We start from the raw sequence: 16,997 nt of genomic DNA on the forward strand, positions 1-16,997 counted from the left end.
CGTCGCCGGACGGAAACCGCTGCGTCGACCGCCGAACCTGTTACCGGGTAATGCCGGCGTAGGGAGTAGGTCTCATGACCAACCAGGACGCACGCACGCCTGCCTCCACGCAGATTCCGTCCAACGGATCGACGAGCGGGGATGCCGGGAAGTCCATTGGCTGGCACAAGGCGTACGTCGAGGGCTCACGCCCCGATCTACGGGTGCCGGTCCGCCAGGTGCATCTCACCAACGGGCAGTCGGTCACGCTGTACGACACCTCGGGCCCGTATACCGATCCCCTCCTGGACACGGACGTCCGCAGGGGGCTGCCGCCGCTACGGGAGAACTGGATCATCGCCCGCGGCGACACCGAGGAGTACACGGGCCGTCCGGTCCGCCCCGAGGACGACGGCATCAAGCACACCTCTCCGCGAGGCGGCCTGCGCAACCTCGACGCGGTCTTCCCGGGCCGCCCGCGCCAGCCCCGCCGCGGCCGCGACGGCAAGGCGGTCACGCAACTCGCGTACGCGCGACAGGGCGAGATCACGCCGGAGATGGAGTACGTGGCCATCCGGGAGAGCGTCGCGCCCGAGGTGGTACGCGAGGAGATCGCGGCGGGCCGCGCGGTGCTCCCGGCCAACGTCAACCACCCGGAGATCGAGCCGATGATCATCGGCAAGCGGTTCCTGGTGAAGGTCAACGCCAACATCGGCAATTCGGCGGTCACTTCCTCCATCGAGGAAGAGGTCGAGAAGATGACCTGGGCGACCCGGTGGGGCGCCGACACGGTCATGGACCTCTCCACCGGCCGCAACATCCACACCACTCGCGAATGGGTGCTGCGCAACTCCCCCGTGCCGATCGGCACCGTGCCGCTCTATCAGGCGTTGGAGAAGGTCGACGGCCGCGCCGAGGAGCTCACCTGGGAGATCTACAAGGACACGGTCATCGAGCAGGCCGAGCAGGGCGTGGACTACATGACGGTCCACGCGGGCGTGCGCCTGCCGTACGTGCCGCTCACCGCCAACCGCAAGACCGGCATCGTCTCCCGCGGCGGCTCGATCATGGCCGCGTGGTGCCTCGCGCACCACAAGGAGAGCTTCCTGTACGAGAACTTCGAGGAACTCTGCGAGATTCTCGCCGCCTACGACGTCACCTACTCGCTGGGCGACGGCCTCAGGCCGGGCTCGATCGCGGACGCCAACGACGCGGCGCAGTTCGCGGAGTTGCGCACGCTCGGGGAACTCAACCGGATCGCGAAGCGTTTCAATGTTCAGACCATGATCGAGGGCCCGGGCCATGTCCCGATGCACAAGATCAAGGAGAACATCGACCTTCAGCAGGAGATCTGTGATGAAGCTCCGTTCTATACGCTCGGCCCGCTGACGACGGACGTCGCGCCCGCGTACGACCACATCACGTCCGGCATCGGTGCCGCGATGATCGCCTGGTGGGGCACGGCCATGCTCTGCTACGTCACACCCAAGGAGCACTTGGGTCTGCCCAACCGCGACGACGTCAAGACCGGCGTCATCACCTACAAGATCGCCGCCCACGCGGCCGACCTCGCCAAGGGGCACCCCGGTGCACAAGAGTGGGACGACGCGCTGTCCGACGCCCGCTTCGAGTTCCGGTGGGAGGACCAGTTCAACCTCGCCCTCGACCCGGACACGGCACGTGAGTTCCACGACGAGACCCTGCCCGCCGAACCCGCCAAGACGGCTCACTTCTGCTCGATGTGCGGCCCGAAGTTCTGCAGCATGAAGATCAGTCAAAGCATCACAGAGCGGTTCGGCGGTGCGGCTGCTGAAGGTGCCTCGAACGAGGAGATCGCCGAGGGGATGCTCCAGAAGTCGAAGGAGTTCGCGGCCAGCGGCAACCGGGTGTACCTCCCCCTGGCGGACTGACATGCCTGAGGGGCAGATCCGCAGACCTGCCCCTCACCGGCAACTGGCAGAACTGGCACCGGCACCGCCCGTGGTGACGGCGCCACCGGGGAACCCGGGCTCTGCAGCATGAAGATCTCCCAGGACATCCGCCGTGAACACGGCGGCTCCCGGGTCGGCGACCGGGAGTTCGGCTTGCGCTCGCCGGGACGGGGCGCAAGCCGAGGGGCTACTCCGGCTGGTGTTCCGGTCCTCCGAAGTCCGGGCTGGTGTAGTCCGGGCTCGAAAAGCTCGGACGCGGGCCCGGGGCCGGACCGTCGTCGGGGCTGGTGAAGCCCGGGCGGTCATAGCCGAGGTGCGGGATGCGGCTGGGCGGCGCCTGCGGTGCCGTACGGCGCAGGGCGGCGGTGCCGGGGCCGGCCAGTGCCTCCCGCAGGAAGGGCAGGATGCCGCGCTCCAGAAGGGCCTCGCGCCAGGCTTCCCTGGCCCGGGCCACCTCCTCGCTCATCTCGCCGTACGGGCCGGTGGCGAGCGAGGGCCGGTTGCGCAGGGCCGTGAGCAGCAGCCCGACGGCGGCGACGAGGATCGCGGCCGCGGTCATGGCGCCGAACACCCAGCCGGTGGTGAGCATGGTCTGCGCGAAGGCCCGCTCGGGGTCCAGCATCCTCAGGATGTAGCCCACGAGCAGGAAGATCGCCGCGGCGGTTCCGGCGAGGACGGGGGCCAGCACCGCGACGACGGCGACGGCGCCCGCGCCGGCGGTCTCGGCGACCTCCCCCATGGTGGTGGCAAGCCCCATCGCGCCCGCGCCCGGCTCCGAGGAGCCGGTGTCGCGAACGGTCGAAGGGGTGGCCGGCGCCGGCTGGCGCAGTTCCTCGCGGACCTTCACGTAGTGCTGGTACTCGGTCGCCGCGGCCGCCGTGATGAGTGCGGTGGCGTTGAGCGCCATGGTGCGCAGTTGTTCGGGGTTGAGCCGCTGTCCGACAGCGGCCAGTTCCGGGCGGTTTGGTGCGGAGCGCAGCGCCTCATCGAGGATCCGCTCGTATTCCTGGCGGTCCTCACTCAACAGGTGCTGCGGAACGCTGTTCATGTGCATCCCCCGATGCTCCGTAGGGCTTGGGACTCGGCATGGCGACGAGCCGTCGGGCAGAAACGGAGGGGAGCCTGCTACGGATAAGCCGATGGTAGAGCGGCGACGGCCGGCGGTGACAGGGGGTTTGCAGAAATTGGCCCCCGGCCCGCGCCGTCGCCGGTCACTCCGCCACGTGTGGTGCCTGCCCCGTGAACGTTCAGATATCCAGGGGAAGTTGCTGGACCAGCAGCTTTCCGGCCATGGTCACCCCGCCGTCCATCGCGATGGCGAGTCCGTCGGCGTACACGTGCGGTCCCTCGACCACGGGGTCGCCGGTGTCCTCGCCGTCCTCGGAGCCGACTTCGCCCAGGAGGTAGGGAATGGGGCTGTGACCGTGCACGATGCGGGTGCCGCCGTACGTGTCCAGCAGAGAGCGCACGGCGTCGGCTCCGCCTTCGTCGCGGAAGGAGAAGCGCTTGGTGAACTTGCGGAACAGGTCCCACACCTCGTCCGCGTCATTGCGCGTGAGGGTCTCGCGGACCGTGTCGTTGACCGCCTCGATCGAGTCGCCGTAGTCGAGGTAGGCGGTGGTGTCCGAGTGGACGAGCAGGTGGCCGTCGACCGCCTCGACGGCGTCGAGGCGGGCCATCCACTGGAGGTGGTGGTCCTGCAGCCGGTCCATGTCGGTCTTCTGGCCGCCGTTGAGCAGCCAGGCCGCCTGGAAGGTGGCGGTACCCGCGCCGGAGTTGACGGGCGTGTCGCCGAACCGCTTTGCGCCGAGCAGCAGCAGCTCGTGGTTGCCCATGAGGGCCTTGCAGTAGCCGCCGGCCGCGGCGGCCTCGGCGGACAGCCGCATCACGAGGTCGATGACGCCGATGCCGTCGGGTCCGCGATCGGTGAAGTCGCCGAGGAACCACAGCCGGGCGGTGCCCGCGCACCAGTTCCCCGCGGAGTCGATGAGGCCCTTGTCCTGCAGGGCGGCCACCAGTTCGTCGAGGTAGCCGTGCACGTCGCCGACGACGTACAGAGGGCCGGGGCCCGCGGCCGGCTGCGGGGCCGGCGCGGACGCCGGGTCGATCGTCACCTGCAGCGTGTCACCACGGTTGATGACGGGGAGATCGCGCTGCGTGGGCGTGTACCCCTCCGGATGGTCCACCGGCTCCTCTACGGGTCTGACGGCCTCGTCGGCATGCGCGCTCTGCGGGTACGGCCCGGTCTCGTGGACGTATGCCGGTACCCGGAAGTCGCGCAACGTCGCCGTCCGCTCCACCTCGGGTCCCTGACCGGCCCCCTGAGTCATCGACCCCTCCACCATCGCGCCGCATCTGCACCGCATCGGACTGCCTGGTCGCAGCGGCCCGCGGTGTCGTGGGCCCATCATAGGAATGCGGATAGCGACATGTGATGACCCAGGGGTGGTGAATCGGAGCGGGACTCCACTTCACCGCCGCTTTCGCCCCGATTGGGCAGGGCTTCTGCCGCCACGCGGGCGGCCGTGCCCTACCCCTTCTCGGGCGACCGCGGCGGGCTGACGGTTGTGCGCGGCGAACGTCGCTGGGACGAGGTGCGCACGATCAGCTCGGTCGGTATCACCTGCTCGACCGGTTGGTCCGATTCGACCCCCTCGATGGCGTCGATGAGGAGCTGGACCACCGCGGTGCCGATGCGGCGCGGCTTCAGGGACAGCGTGGTGATGGGCGGTTCGGTGTTGGCGTACACGGTGGACTCGCTGCAGCACACCAGCAGCAGGTCGTCCGGGACGCGCAGCCCGTAGCGGCGGGCGGCGGCGAGCAGGTCGGTGCCGTTCGGGTCGAACAGGCCGTAGACGGCGTCGGGCCGGTCGGGACGGGCGAGGAGCCGGTCGGCGGCGACGGCGCCCGCGCACGGATCGTGCGCCGGATAGGCCTCGTAAACAGGATCCTGGCCCACGCGCTCGCACCAGCGCAGGTACGCGGTGGTCGACAGATGGGTGTACGTGTCCGTCGTGGTCCCGGTCAGCAGGCCGATACGGCGGGCGCCGGCGTCGGCCAGGTGGTCGAGGATGCCGAGTACGGCGGCTTCGTGGTCGTTGTCGACCCAGGCGGTGACCGGGAGCGCGCCGGCCGGGCGGCCGTCGGAGACGACCGGTAACCCCTGGCGGACCAGTTCGCTGACGACGGGGTCCTGGTCGGACGGGTCGATGACCACGGTCCCGTCGAGGGCGACGTTCGACCACACGTCGTGGCGCGAGGTCGCTGGGAGGATGACGAGGGCGTAGCCGCGGGCGAGCGCGGCGGAGGTGGCGGCCCGTGCCATCTCGGCGAAGTACGCGAACTCGGTGAAGGTGAAAGGTTCATCCCCGTACGTCGTCACGGTCAGGCCGATCAGCCCGGACTTGCCGGTACGGAGTGTGCGTGCGGCGGCCGAGGGGCGGTAACCGAGCCGGTCGGCGACTTCGCGGACGTGGCGTCGGGTGGCGTCCGGAAGCCGGCCCTTGCCGTTGAGAGCGTCGGAGACGGTCGTGATGGAGACTCCGGCGGCGGCGGCCACGTCCCTGATGCCCGCCCGGCCCGGCCGGCTGCCTCGGCGTGAGGTTTCCGCGCGGCTCACCTGTTGCTTCCCTGCTGCTGTCATGGCGAGCCGATAGTAGGGCTCATCCGGTGGGGTAGGGCGGACGCATATGCACGCATTGACAGGCACGTTTCTGCATGGTCGATAGGTATCAAACTCCTTGGAAAGCAAGGGAGTTGAGCGATCCAATGGCAGGACGTGACTTGACGGCGTGCACCGGCCTGCCAAGTCCCCGATGTCTCGAAGAGGTCTCAACTCACCTTCACGAGGGATGCGCGCCACGGCGCGAGCCACCGGCGCGTAGATATATGTGGCCGCGCCCCCCGATTCGTATGCCTTCGCGCGGTGATGCCCCTGGTGCGGATGTGATGGATGAGGTCCGAGCCCCGCCGGGAAGGAGGCCGCTCCCCACCTGTACGCAGCGGAGCCGAATCCTCATAAGGTGAGGAGCATTGGAAGCCGGTGGTGGGACGGTCCCGCCGGTGGTCGCGAGGAGGACTGCGGTGAGCGAGACGAGCCCCAAGCTGCGTGCCGAGCTGGAGGGTATCCCCACCTACAAGCCGGGCAAGCCGGCCGTGGCGGGCGGCCCGGTCGCGTACAAGCTGTCCTCCAACGAGAATCCCTATCCGCCGCTGCCGGGCGTGATGGAGACCGTGACGGCCACCGCCTCGTCGTTCAACCGCTACCCGGACATGGCCTGCACGGGCCTCATGAACGAGCTGTCCGAGCGTTTCGGGGTGCCCCTGTCCCACTTGGCGACCGGGACCGGCTCGGTCGGTGTCGCCCAGCAGCTGGTGCAGGCGACCTCCGGACCCGGAGACGAGGTGATCTACGCCTGGCGGTCGTTCGAGGCGTACCCGATCATCACGCAGATCAGCGGCGCGGCCTCGGTGCAGGTGCCGCTGACGCCGGGCGATGTGCACGACCTGGACGCCATGGCGGACGCCATCACCGACCGGACCCGGCTGATCTTCGTATGCAACCCCAACAACCCGACGGGGACGGCCGTCCGGCGGGCCGAGCTGGAGCGGTTCCTCGACCGGGTGCCCGGGGACGTGCTGGTGGTGCTGGACGAGGCGTACCGCGAGTTCGTCCGCGACGCGGAGGTGCCGGACGGCGTGACGCTGTACCGGGACCGGCCGAACGTCTGCGTCCTGCGCACGTTCTCCAAGGCGTACGGCCTCGCCGGCCTGCGGGTCGGGTTCGCGATCGCCCACGAGCCGGTCGCAGCCGCCCTGCGCAAGACAGCGGTGCCCTTCGGGGTGAGCCAGCTGGCCCAGGATGCGGCCATCGCCTCTCTGCGTGCCGAGGACGAACTGCTCGGCCGGGTCGGCTCGCTGGTGTGCGAGCGCAACCGGGTGGTCGACACGTTGCGTGCCCAGGGCTGGACGGTGCCCGAGACGCAGGCCAACTTCGTGTGGCTGCGGCTGGGGGAGCACACCGTGGCCTTCGCGGCGGCGTGTGACCAGGCGGGCGTGGTGGTGCGGCCGTTCCCGGGCGAGGGTGTGCGGGTCACGGTCGGGGAGAACGAGGCGAACGACATCTTCCTGAAGGTGGCGGAAGGGTTCCGCAAGGAGCTCTGACCGGCCTCTGGCCGGCGTCGCCGTCGGTGGCATCGTGAACAGGTTCATGCCTGGTGAGGCGGGTGGGTCGCGCTACGGGACCCCCCGCCTTTCAGGTCTCGAACGGGCATGCGTCATAATTGCTTGTGAATGTGAACGCGTTCACAAGCGTGTCCTGGTTGCTCCCTTGTTGCGTGTGACACAAGGGACAAAATCCAGCCGTGGACACGGCGATGTAAGGAGACTGACGACGTGGAATTGGCTTTGGCGCCGGAGACCCTGGCGCGATGGCAGTTCGGGATCACCACCGTCTACCACTTCCTGTTCGTCCCCCTGACGATCTCGCTCGCCGCCCTCACGGCCGGGCTGCAGACCGCCTGGGTGCGCACGGAGAAGGAGAAGTACCTCAGGGCGACCAAGTTCTGGGGCAAGCTTTTCCTGATCAACATCGCGATGGGGGTGGTCACCGGCATCGTGCAGGAGTTCCAGTTCGGCATGAACTGGTCGGACTACTCCCGCTTCGTCGGGGACATCTTCGGAGCCCCACTCGCCTTCGAGGCCCTGATCGCGTTCTTCTTCGAGTCCACCTTCATCGGCCTGTGGATCTTCGGCTGGGACAGGCTGCCGAAGAGGATCCATCTCGCCTGCATCTGGATGGTCTCGATCGGCACGATCCTGTCGGCGTACTTCATCCTCGCGGCGAACTCGTGGATGCAGCACCCGGTGGGTTACAAGATCAATGAGGCCAAGGGGCGGGCCGAGCTCACCGACTTCTGGCTGGTGCTGACGCAGAACACCACGCTCGCCCAGGTCTTCCACACCCTGTCCGCCGCGTTTCTCACCGGTGGTGCCTTCATGGTCGGCATCTCCGCCTATCACCTGCTCCGCAGGAAGCACATCCGTGAGATGAAGACCTCGCTGCGGCTCGGTCTGGTCACCGTCGCCGTCGGCGGCCTGCTCACCGCCGTGAGCGGCGACGTTCTCGGCAAGATCATGTTCGAGCAGCAGCCGATGAAGATGGCCGCCGCCGAGGCGCTGTGGGACGGTGAGGCGCCCGCGCCCTTCTCGGTCTTCGCCTACGGGGACGTCGACAAGGGGCACAACAAGGTCGCCATAGAGGTCCCGGGCCTGCTGTCCTTCCTCGCCAAGGACGACTTCAGCTCGTACGTGCCCGGCATCAACGACGTCAACAAGGCCGAGCAGGAGCGGTTCGGACCCGGTGACTACCGGCCCAACATCCCCGTCGCCTACTGGGGCTTCCGCTGGATGATCGGCTTCGGCATGGCGTCCCTCGCCATCGGCGTGGCCGGCCTGTGGCTCACGCGCAAGAAGTTCATGCTGTCGCAGCACCTGAGGGTCGGCGACGACGAGGTGCCGCATCTGGTCCTCTTCAGGAACAAGGCGCTCAACCCCAAGCTCACCAGGCTGTACTGGCTCCTGGCCGTCTGGACCCTGGCCTTCCCGCTGATCGCCAACTCCTGGGGCTGGATCTTCACCGAGATGGGCCGCCAGCCGTGGGTCGTCTACGGCGTGCTGCAGACCCGCGACGCGGTCTCCCCCGGTGTCTCCCAGGGCGAGGTCCTCACCTCGATGATCGTCTTCACCGCCCTGTACGCCGTCCTCGCCGTCGTCGAGGTCAAGCTGCTGGTGAAGTACGTCAAGGCCGGCCCGCCAGAACTCACCGAGGCCGACCTCAACCCGCCCACGAAGATCGGCGGCGACTCCCGTGACGCCGACAAGCCGATGGCCTTCTCGTACTAGGCCGAGGGAGCTGCACAGTCATGGAACTTCACGACGTCTGGTTCGTCCTCATCGCCGTCCTGTGGACCGGCTACTTCTTCCTGGAGGGGTTCGACTTCGGTGTCGGCATCCTCACCAGGCTGCTCGCCCGCGACCGGTCCGAGAAACGGGTGCTGATCAACACCATCGGTCCGGTCTGGGACGGCAACGAGGTCTGGCTGCTCACGGCGGGCGGCGCGACCTTCGCCGCCTTCCCCGAGTGGTACGCCACCCTCTTCTCCGGCTTCTATCTGCCCCTGCTGATCATCCTGGTCTGCCTGATCGTCCGGGGCGTCGCCTTCGAGTACCGGGCGAAGCGGCCCGAGGAGAAGTGGCAGCGCAACTGGGAGACCGCGATTTTCTGGACCTCGCTGATCCCGGCCTTCCTGTGGGGCGTGGCCTTCGGCAACATCGTGCGGGGCGTGAAGATCGACCGGAACCTGGAGTACGTCGGCACCTTCTGGGACCTGCTCAACCCGTACGCCCTTCTCGGCGGGCTGGTGACGCTGACGCTGTTCACCTTCCACGGCGCGGTGTTCACGGCGCTCAAGACGGTAGGGGACATCCGGGAGCGGGCGCGGAGACTGGCGCTGCGTGTCGGTCTCACCGCCGCCGTGTCGGCGCTGGTCTTCCTGCTGTGGACGCAGATCGACAGCGGTGACGGCAAGAGCCTGGTCGCGCTCGTCGTGGCCGTCGCCGGACTGGTCGCGGCGCTGGTGGCGAACCAGGCCGGGCGTGAGGGATGGTCCTTCGCACTGTCCGGCGTCACTATCGTGGCCGCAGTGGCCATGCTCTTCCTGACGCTCTTCCCGAACGTCATGCCGTCCTCGCTCGATGAGAACTGGAGCCTCACGGTCACCAACGCCTCGTCGAGCCCGTACACCCTGAAGATCATGACCTGGTGCGCGGCGGTCGCCACACCGATCGTCCTGCTCTACCAGGGCTGGACCTACTGGGTGTTCCGCAAGCGGATCGGGACACAGCACATCGCCGATGCCACGCACTGAGGTGTGTTTCACGTGAAACCGATCGATCCGCGACTCCTGCGATACGCCCGCGCCACCCGCCTCTTCCTGGTGGCTGTCGTCGGCCTGGGGGCCGTCGGTGCGGGGCTGGTCATCGCGCAGGCGATGCTCATCGCCGAAGTGGTGGTCGGTGCCTTCCAGCACGGGATGCCGGTCTCCGAACTCCGCACCCCCCTGCTGTTGCTGGTGGCCGTCGCGCTGGGCCGCGCCCTGGTCTCCTGGCTCACCGAGCTCGCCGCCCACCGGGCGAGTGCGGCGGTCAAGTCGGAGCTGCGAGGGCGGCTGCTGGAGCGCGCGGTGGCGCTCGGCCCCGGCTGGCTGAGCGGGCAACGGACGGGATCACTGGTCGCCCTCGTAACGCGGGGAGCGGACGCCCTCGACGACTACTTCGCGCGCTATCTGCCGCAGTTGGGGCTCGCCGTGGTCGTGCCGGTGGCGGTGCTGGCGCGGATCGTGACCGAGGACTGGGTGTCGGCGGCCATCATCGTCGGCACCCTCCCGCTCATTCCGCTCTTCATGGTGCTGATCGGATGGGCCACCCAGTCCCGGATGGATCGCCAGTGGCGGCTGCTGTCCCGGCTGTCGGGGCACTTCCTCGACGTGGTCGCGGGCCTGCCGACCCTGAAGGTGTTCGGGCGGGCCAAGGCGCAGGCCGACTCGATCCGGCGGATCACCGGCGCGTACCGGCAGGCGACCATGCGCACCCTGCGGATCGCCTTCATCTCCTCCTTCGCTCTGGAACTGCTCTCCACCCTCTCGGTGGCCCTGGTCGCCGTGACCATCGGGATGCGGCTGGTCCACGGTGAGATGGACCTGTACATCGGCCTGGTCATCCTCGTCCTGGCGCCGGAGGCCTACCTGCCGCTGCGCCAGGTGGGAGCGCAGTACCACGCGGCGGCGGAGGGACTCGCCGCGGCAGAGGAGATCTTCTCGGTGCTGGAGACGCCGGTACCGGCGTCGGGGGCCGGCGCCGTGCCGCCGGGTGCCCTCGCCTTCGAGCGGGTCACGGTCAGCTACCCAGGCCGGTCCGGGGACGCCGTGTCGGACGTGTCCTTCGCCGTCGAGCCCGGGGAAACCGTCGCCCTCGTCGGGCCCAGCGGTGCGGGCAAATCGACGCTGCTGAACGTGCTTCTGGGGTTCGTGCGGCCGAGCGCCGGACGGGTCCTGGCGGGGGGAGCGGATCTCGCCGAGATCGATCTCGGGCAGTGGCGCTCGCGGATCGCGTGGGTGCCCCAGCGACCGCATCTGTTCGCAGGGACGATCACCGAGAACGTACGGCTCGCGCGGCCCGACGCGGACGAGGCCGACGTAAGGCGGGCGCTCGCGGACGCGGGGGCTCTGCAGTTCGTCGACGCGCTGCCCCAAGGGTCCGGCACCCTGCTCGGCGAGGACGGGGCCGGGCTGTCCGCGGGCCAGCGGCAGCGGCTCGCGCTGGCCCGGGCGTTCCTCGCGGACCGGCCCGTGCTGCTCCTCGACGAGCCGACGGCCGCGCTCGACGGGGCCACCGAGGCGGAGGTCGTGGAGGCGGTACGACGGCTGGCCGTCGGGCGGACGGTGCTGCTGGTGGTGCACCGGCCGGCGCTGCTGCGAGTGGCGGACCGGGTGGTGCGGCTGGAAGCCCCGGACGGGGCGGTGCGGCCGGCGGAGCCCGAGACGCGTGTTCGCGTCCCCGCCGGGACCGAGGGGTCGCAGGCCCAGCCCGTCCGGGTCGGGCCCGTCCGCACCACCCCTGCTGAACCGGAGACGGGCCGCACGACCACCGCCGGTGGCGTACTCGTCCGCGTCCGCGCCCTGTCCGGCGCCCGGCGCGGGCGCCTGGCCCTCGCCCTGCTGCTCGGGAGCCTCGCCCTCGGCAGCGCGGTCGGCCTCATGGCCACGTCGGGGTGGCTCATCTCGCGGGCCTCGCAGCAGCCGCCCGTGCTGTATCTGATGGTGGCCGTGACGGCGACGCGGGCCTTCGGCATCGGGCGGGCCGTCTTCCGGTACGCCGAGCGGCTCGTGTCGCACGACGCCGTACTGCGGATGCTGGCCGACACACGCGTCGCCGTGTACCGCCGCCTGGAGCGGCTGGCGCCCGCCGGACTGCGCAGGACCCGCCGGGGCGACCTGCTTTCCCGGCTCGTCGCCGACGTGGACGCACTCCAGGACTACTGGCTGCGCTGGCTCCTGCCCGCCGGTTCCGCGGTCGTGGTGTCCGCCGCGTCCGTCGCCTTCACGGCCTGGATGCTGCCGGAGGCCGGCGCCGCGCTCGCGGCCGGGCTGCTGGCGGCCGGGGCCGGAGTCCCGCTGGTCACCGGTGCCGTTGCACGCCGAGCGGAGCGCAGGCTGGCCCCCGCCCGAGGAGTGCTGGCAACGCGCGTGACCGACCTGCTCACAGGCACCGCCGAGCTGGCCGTCGCCGGCGCCCTGCCCGCACGCACCGCACAGGCGCGGCGGGCCGACGGCACCCTCACCCGGATCGCCTCGCGTGCCGCCACCGCCACCGCGCTCGGCGACGGGCTCACCGCGCTGCTGTCGGGCCTGACCGTCGCCGCCACCGCCCTCCTCGGTGCCCAGGCGGTCGCCGCCGGGCGGCTGGGCGGCGTGGCCATGGCCGTCGTCGTTCTCACCCCGCTGGCCGCGTTCGAAGCCGTCCTCGGGCTGCCGTCGGCCGTTCAGTACCGGCAGCGGGTGCGCAGAAGCGCCGAGCGCGTGTTCGAGGTGCTGGACGCCCCCGAACCCGTAAGGGAGCCGGAGCAGCCGCAGCCGGCGCCCGCGTCGCCGTTCCCGCTCGTCGTCAAAGGCCTGGCCGCCCGCCACTCAGGGCAGGACCGGGACGCCCTGGCCGGACTCGACCTCACCCTGGAGGAAGGCCGACGAACCGCCGTCGTCGGGCCCTCCGGCTCCGGCAAGACGACGCTGGCGCAGGTACTGCTGCGCTTCCTGGACGCGGACGCGGGCTCGTACACGCTGGACGGCGTGGACGCGTACGCGCTGGACGGCGACGACGTACGGCGGCTCGTGGGGCTGTGCGCGCAGGACGCGCACCTCTTCGACAGCTCGGTGCGTGAGAACCTCCTCCTCGCCAAGAAGGACGCCACCGAGGGCGAGGTGCGCGACGCGCTCGCGCGGGCCCGGCTGCTCGACTGGGCCGACGGGCTGCCCGACGGGCTCGACACCCTGGTCGGCGAGTACGGGGCGCGGCTGTCGGGCGGACAGCGGCAGCGGCTGGCGCTGGCCCGTGCGCTGCTCGCGGACTTTCCCGTCCTTGTGCTCGACGAGCCCGCCGAACATCTCGACCTGCCGACGGCCGACGCGCTCACCGCCGATCTGCTGGCCGCCACCGAGGGCCGCACGACGCTGCTCATCACCCACCGGCTGGCCGGACTTGCGGCGGTCGACGAGGTGGTCGTGCTGGACGAGGGGCGGGTGGTGCAGCGGGGCTCCTACGAGGAGCTGGCCGCCGTGGAGGGGCCTCTGCGGACGATGGTGGAGCGGGAGGCGGAGTCGGAGCAGCCGGCGGGGGCGCGCTAGACAGGGCCCAGCGGTACGGAAGCGGGCGTCCTGCGGCCGGACTCGCCGCGCGGGAAACGGCCTGCCAGGCTTGCGCGTGACCCGTCCGCACCAACGGTTCCCCCAACCGTACGACTTGAACAGGACCGCGAACCTCGGCACGGGCCACGATCGCTGACATGCGATCACTTCGCCGCCATCCGCTGCTCGTTCCAGCGCTGCTGTGCGCGCTCGCCCTGCTCGCGACCCCGCCCGCCGATGCGGCCGGCGACGGCGACGGCGCCCCGGGCGGCACCGGAACGGACTCCGGGCTCAGCGGTCAGGTGGCGCGCCTCTACGAGGACGCCGCCCTGGCGACGCAGCAGTACGAGGCGGGGCGGAGCGAGGCCGAGGCGCAGCGGGCGCGGGCGCACCGGTACGAGGAACTCCTCCACCGCGAGCGGCGGGAGATCGCCGTCATGCGCGAGGATCTGGGCCGTATCGCGCGCGCCCAGTACCGTGACGGCGGCGGTCTGCCGCTCGCCGCGCAGATGATCCTGGCGGACGACCCGGAAGAGCTGATGCGCGGTCAGCACGCCGTGTGGCAGGCGGATCTCGCCGTCAACAACGCCATCGGCAAGAGCCGCCGGGCCGAGGCACGGCTCGCCGCCGACGAGGCGAAGGCCGCGGCGGCCTGGCAGGCGCTGGACAAGCGGAACACCGAACTCGCCGAGCTGAAGCAGGGGATCGAGCAGAAGCTCGAAGAGGCACGGTGGCAGTTGCAGGACCAGGCGAACGCCTCCGTCGCGGCAGGTTCCTGCCGCGGCGCCGTCCGGCTGGACCAGCCGCCGTCGGACCTCACGCGCGCGTGGGTCGCGCCGGTGGAGGGGTACGAGCTGTCCGCGGGGTTCGGCAGCGGCGGCTCGCGGTGGGCGAACCGGCACACCGGACAGGACTTCGCGGTGCCGATCGGCACGCCCGTGCGGGCGGTGGGGGCGGGCCGGGTGGTGAAGGTGTCCTGCGGAGGCCCGTTCGGCATCGAGATCGTGATCGAGCACGGAGGCGGCTACTACACCCAGTACGCCCATCTCGCCGCGGTCACCGTCGACCAGGGGGAGCGTGTCGCCACCGGACAGTGGATCGGGCAGTCGGGCACGAGCGGCAACTCCACCGGCCCGCATCTGCACTTCGAGGTGCGGGTCACGCCACAATCGGGTTCGGCGATCGACCCGGTGCCCTGGCTGACGGCACGAGGTGTGCGGGTCGGATAGGGCGCCCCGGACAGGTCCTACGCCCGCTCCGCCAGCATCCGCTCGATCACGACCGCCACGCCGTCCTCGTTGTTGGCGACCGTCCTCCCCGACGCGGCGGCGAGCACATCCGGGTGCGCGTTGCCCATCGCGTACGACCGGCCCGCCCAGGTCAGCATCTCGACGTCGTTCGGCATGTCCCCGAAGGCGACGACCTCCTCGTGGGAGATGCCGCGCTCGGCACAGGACAGGGCGAGCGTGCTGGCCTTGGAGACGCCCGGGCCGCTGATCTCCAGCAGGGCGCTGGGGCTGGAGCGGGTGACGTTGGCGCGGTCGCCGATGGCGAGGCGGGCGAGGGTGAGGAAGGCGTCCGGGTCGATCCGGGGGTGGTACGCCAGGATTTTGAGGACCGGCTCGTCGGCGCCGGGCGCGTCCGGCGCGAGAAGCCGCTCGGCGGGCGCGAGGCTGTCGGGGATCTCCATGTGGAGCTTCGGGTAGTCCGGCTCCTGGTAGAAGCCGTACGTCTGCTCGACCGCGTACACCGTGCCCGGCGCGGCCTCGCGCAGCAGCCGTACGGCGTCCAGCGCGTTCTCCCGCGCGAGCTCCCGCACTTTCACGAACCGGTGGGTGCCGGGGCCACCGTGCAGGTCGACCACGGCGGCGCCGTTGCCGCAGATCGCCAGGCCGTGACCGTGGACGTGTTCGCTGACGACGTCCATCCAGCGGGCCGGGCGGCCGGTGACGAAGAAGACCTCGATACCCGCCTCCTCGGCGGCGGCGAGGGCGGCGACCGTGCGCGGGGAGACCGACTTGTCGTCGCGCAGCAGAGTGCCGTCGAGATCGGTGGCGATCAGCCGGGGCGGGACGGTGGCGGCCGGGGTCTCGGGCTGTCGAGTCGCTGAGGTCACCCGGCCATTCTCCCGCATATGCCCGCACGACCGTGCAGGAGTCCGCACAGGTGAGTGGTTACCGCCCTCACCGGCAGCCTCGAGCTTCGCCGACTCAGCCCAGTTGCGCGGGTACCTCCATGGCGATCTGCTCGAAGACCTTCTCGTCCGCGGCGAAGTCGGAGTCGGGGACGGGCCAGTGGACCACGATCTCGGTGAAGCCCAGTTCCCGGTGCCGTCCCGCGAAGTCCACGAACGCGTCGAGTGACTGCAGCGGCCGGCCGCGGTCCGGGGTGAAACCGGTGAGCAGGATCTTGTCGAGCCCGGTCACGTCCCGGCCGATCTCGGCGCACGCGTCGGCCAGCCTGTCGGCCTGTCCGCGAATGGCTTGAATCGACTGTTCAGGAGTGCCCTTCTCGTACAGCTTGGGGTCGCCCGTGGTCACCCATGCCTGTCCGTACCGCGCGGCGATCCCAAGCCCGCGCGGCCCGGTCGCGGCCACCGCGAAGGGCAGCCGGGGGCGCTGCACACAGCCCGGGATGTTGCGCGCCTCGTGCGCCGAGTAGTAGTCGCCCTCGTATGACACGGAATCCTCGGTCAGCAACCGGTCCAGCAGCGGGACGAACTCCCCGAACCGGTCGGCACGCTCGCGGGGGGTCCACGGCTCCTGGCCGAGCGCGGTGGCGTCGAAGCCGGTGCCGCCCGCGCCGACGCCGAGCGTGACCCGGCCCCCGGAGATGTCGTCGAGGGAGATGAGTTCCTTGGCGAGGGTCACCGGGTGGCGGAAGTTCGGCGAAGTCACCAGGGTGCCCAGGCGCAGCCGGTCGGTGACGGCCGCCGCGGCGGTCAGCGTCGGCACGGCACCGAACCACGGACCGTCCCGGAAGCTGCGCCAGGACAGGTGGTCGTACGTGAAGGCGGCGTGGAAGCCGAGCTGCTCCGCACGCTGCCATGCCGCACGACCTCCCTCGTGCCAGCGGCGGTGGGGGAGGATCACGGTGCTCAGACGCAGACTCATGGGTTCGAGCGTATGCGGCCGAACGGGTTTCACGTGAAACGGTCACCGGCGGTCATCGCACGCGGCCGCTCAGCCACGGGCCGAGGCCGACCATCGCCATGGACTCCTTGTGCAGACGGTCGCCGGGCAGCGGCACCATCAGGAAGTAGCCGGGCGGGAAGCGGCGGGCCCTGACGTGTGCGAGGCCGCCGAAGACGGAGCGCAGGAAGGCCGGCACGTCGCCGCGGGCTGTAGGGGCACTCGATGCCCTCGACGGTGATCAGAGCGTCGTCCTCCGGGCAGAGCCGCACGCTCACCCGGGGCAGGCCGCCGAACCCGACGTACGCCTCGTGGGGCAGGCAACCGTCCGGGTCCGTGGTGACGCCGGCGCCCGCGGCGCTGCGGCGGAACGTCCGGTCGGCGACGATGTCGTGGGTGACCTCGATCTCACGCGCGTACTCGGCGGCGATCGTGCGGAGAGCGGTGACGGCGGCCTCGGTGGTGGGGAGGTGGTCCATACCGCCGATCGTGGCGGA

11 protein-coding genes and 1 pseudogene are annotated in these 16,997 nt (G+C 70.4%); 6 read left to right on the forward strand and 6 right to left on the reverse strand.

Features of this window, described 5'->3' with window-relative positions; genetic code table 11:
- Nucleotides 1-74 precede the first annotated feature (74 nt).
- The gene (gene thiC / locus ACZ562_RS06365) at nt 75-1,889 is read left to right on the forward strand and encodes a phosphomethylpyrimidine synthase ThiC (RefSeq protein WP_471174478.1); all 1,815 of its coding nucleotides are present in this window, start codon (nt 75-77) and stop codon (nt 1,887-1,889) included.
- A gap of 208 nt (nt 1,890-2,097) precedes the next feature.
- On the opposite strand, the gene ACZ562_RS06370 is transcribed toward thiC, so the two are convergent.
- The 3 genes from ACZ562_RS06370 to ACZ562_RS06380 form a co-directional block, all read right to left on the reverse strand.
- On the reverse strand, nt 2,098-2,964 hold the full coding sequence (locus ACZ562_RS06370; RefSeq protein ID WP_471174479.1) for a hypothetical protein: 867 nt from the start codon (nt 2,962-2,964) through the stop codon (nt 2,098-2,100).
- Nucleotides 2,965-3,157: 193 nt separating this feature from the next.
- Nucleotides 3,158-4,255, reverse strand: coding sequence for a metallophosphoesterase (locus ACZ562_RS06375; protein WP_471174480.1), 1,098 nt, complete (start codon nt 4,253-4,255; stop codon nt 3,158-3,160).
- Nucleotides 4,256-4,440: 185 nt separating this feature from the next.
- On the reverse strand, nt 4,441-5,553 hold the full coding sequence (locus ACZ562_RS06380; protein WP_471174481.1) for a LacI family DNA-binding transcriptional regulator: 1,113 nt from the start codon (nt 5,551-5,553) through the stop codon (nt 4,441-4,443).
- A 440-nt stretch (nt 5,554-5,993) separates the two neighbouring features.
- Here ACZ562_RS06380 and hisC point away from each other — a divergent pair, with 440 nt between their 5' ends.
- The 5 genes from hisC (at nt 5,994) to ACZ562_RS06405 (ending at nt 14,598) form a co-directional block, all read left to right on the forward strand.
- Nucleotides 5,994-7,073: a histidinol-phosphate transaminase gene (gene hisC, locus ACZ562_RS06385; protein WP_471174482.1), complete on the forward strand. Its 1,080-nt coding sequence runs from the start codon at nt 5,994-5,996 to the stop codon at nt 7,071-7,073.
- A 231-nt stretch (nt 7,074-7,304) separates the two neighbouring features.
- Nucleotides 7,305-8,813, forward strand: coding sequence for a cytochrome ubiquinol oxidase subunit I (locus tag ACZ562_RS06390; protein ID WP_471174483.1), 1,509 nt, complete (start codon nt 7,305-7,307; stop codon nt 8,811-8,813).
- Nucleotides 8,814-8,833: 20 nt separating this feature from the next.
- Nucleotides 8,834-9,838 carry a cytochrome d ubiquinol oxidase subunit II gene (gene cydB, locus ACZ562_RS06395; protein WP_471174484.1) on the forward strand — a complete coding sequence of 335 codons (1,005 nt, stop codon included), beginning with the start codon at nt 8,834-8,836 and terminating at the stop codon, nt 9,836-9,838.
- Between the two features lie 12 nt (nt 9,839-9,850).
- Nucleotides 9,851-13,369, forward strand: coding sequence for a thiol reductant ABC exporter subunit CydD (gene cydD, locus ACZ562_RS06400; protein ID WP_471174485.1), 3,519 nt, complete (start codon nt 9,851-9,853; stop codon nt 13,367-13,369).
- A gap of 158 nt (nt 13,370-13,527) precedes the next feature.
- The gene (locus ACZ562_RS06405) at nt 13,528-14,598 is read left to right on the forward strand and encodes a M23 family metallopeptidase (protein ID WP_471174486.1); all 1,071 of its coding nucleotides are present in this window, start codon (nt 13,528-13,530) and stop codon (nt 14,596-14,598) included.
- Nucleotides 14,599-14,615: 17 nt separating this feature from the next.
- Here ACZ562_RS06405 and ACZ562_RS06410 read toward each other — a convergent pair whose 3' ends face one another.
- The 3 genes and pseudogenes from ACZ562_RS06410 to ACZ562_RS06420 form a co-directional block, all read right to left on the reverse strand.
- Nucleotides 14,616-15,503 carry an HAD hydrolase family protein gene (locus tag ACZ562_RS06410; RefSeq protein WP_471174487.1) on the reverse strand — a complete coding sequence of 296 codons (888 nt, stop codon included), beginning with the start codon at nt 15,501-15,503 and terminating at the stop codon, nt 14,616-14,618.
- Between the two features lie 76 nt (nt 15,504-15,579).
- Complete coding sequence (locus tag ACZ562_RS06415) at nt 15,580-16,482, reverse strand: LLM class flavin-dependent oxidoreductase (RefSeq protein ID WP_471174488.1); 903 nt, start codon at nt 16,480-16,482, stop codon at nt 15,580-15,582.
- A 52-nt stretch (nt 16,483-16,534) separates the two neighbouring features.
- Nucleotides 16,535-16,979, reverse strand: a pseudogene (locus tag ACZ562_RS06420) (hypothetical protein).
- Nucleotides 16,980-16,997 lie beyond the last annotated feature (18 nt).

The sequence above is a fragment of the Streptomyces sp. NPDC040410 genome (assembly GCF_055595715.1).

Excerpts from the sequence above, each read along its gene's own strand:
- thiC (WP_471174478.1), top strand. The coding sequence starts at position 75 with ATGACCAACCAGGACGCACGCACGCCTGCCTCCACGCAGATTCCGTCC.
- ACZ562_RS06370 (WP_471174479.1), bottom strand. The coding sequence starts at position 2,964 with ATGCACATGAACAGCGTTCCGCAGCACCTGTTGAGTGAGGACCGCCAG.
- ACZ562_RS06375 (WP_471174480.1), bottom strand. The coding sequence starts at position 4,255 with ATGGTGGAGGGGTCGATGACTCAGGGGGCCGGTCAGGGACCCGAGGTG.
- ACZ562_RS06380 (WP_471174481.1), bottom strand. The coding sequence starts at position 5,553 with ATGACAGCAGCAGGGAAGCAACAGGTGAGCCGCGCGGAAACCTCACGC.
- cydB (WP_471174484.1), top strand. The coding sequence starts at position 8,834 with ATGGAACTTCACGACGTCTGGTTCGTCCTCATCGCCGTCCTGTGGACC.
- ACZ562_RS06405 (WP_471174486.1), top strand. The coding sequence starts at position 13,528 with ATGCGATCACTTCGCCGCCATCCGCTGCTCGTTCCAGCGCTGCTGTGC.
- ACZ562_RS06410 (WP_471174487.1), bottom strand. The coding sequence starts at position 15,503 with ATGCGGGAGAATGGCCGGGTGACCTCAGCGACTCGACAGCCCGAGACC.
- ACZ562_RS06415 (WP_471174488.1), bottom strand. The coding sequence starts at position 16,482 with ATGAGTCTGCGTCTGAGCACCGTGATCCTCCCCCACCGCCGCTGGCAC.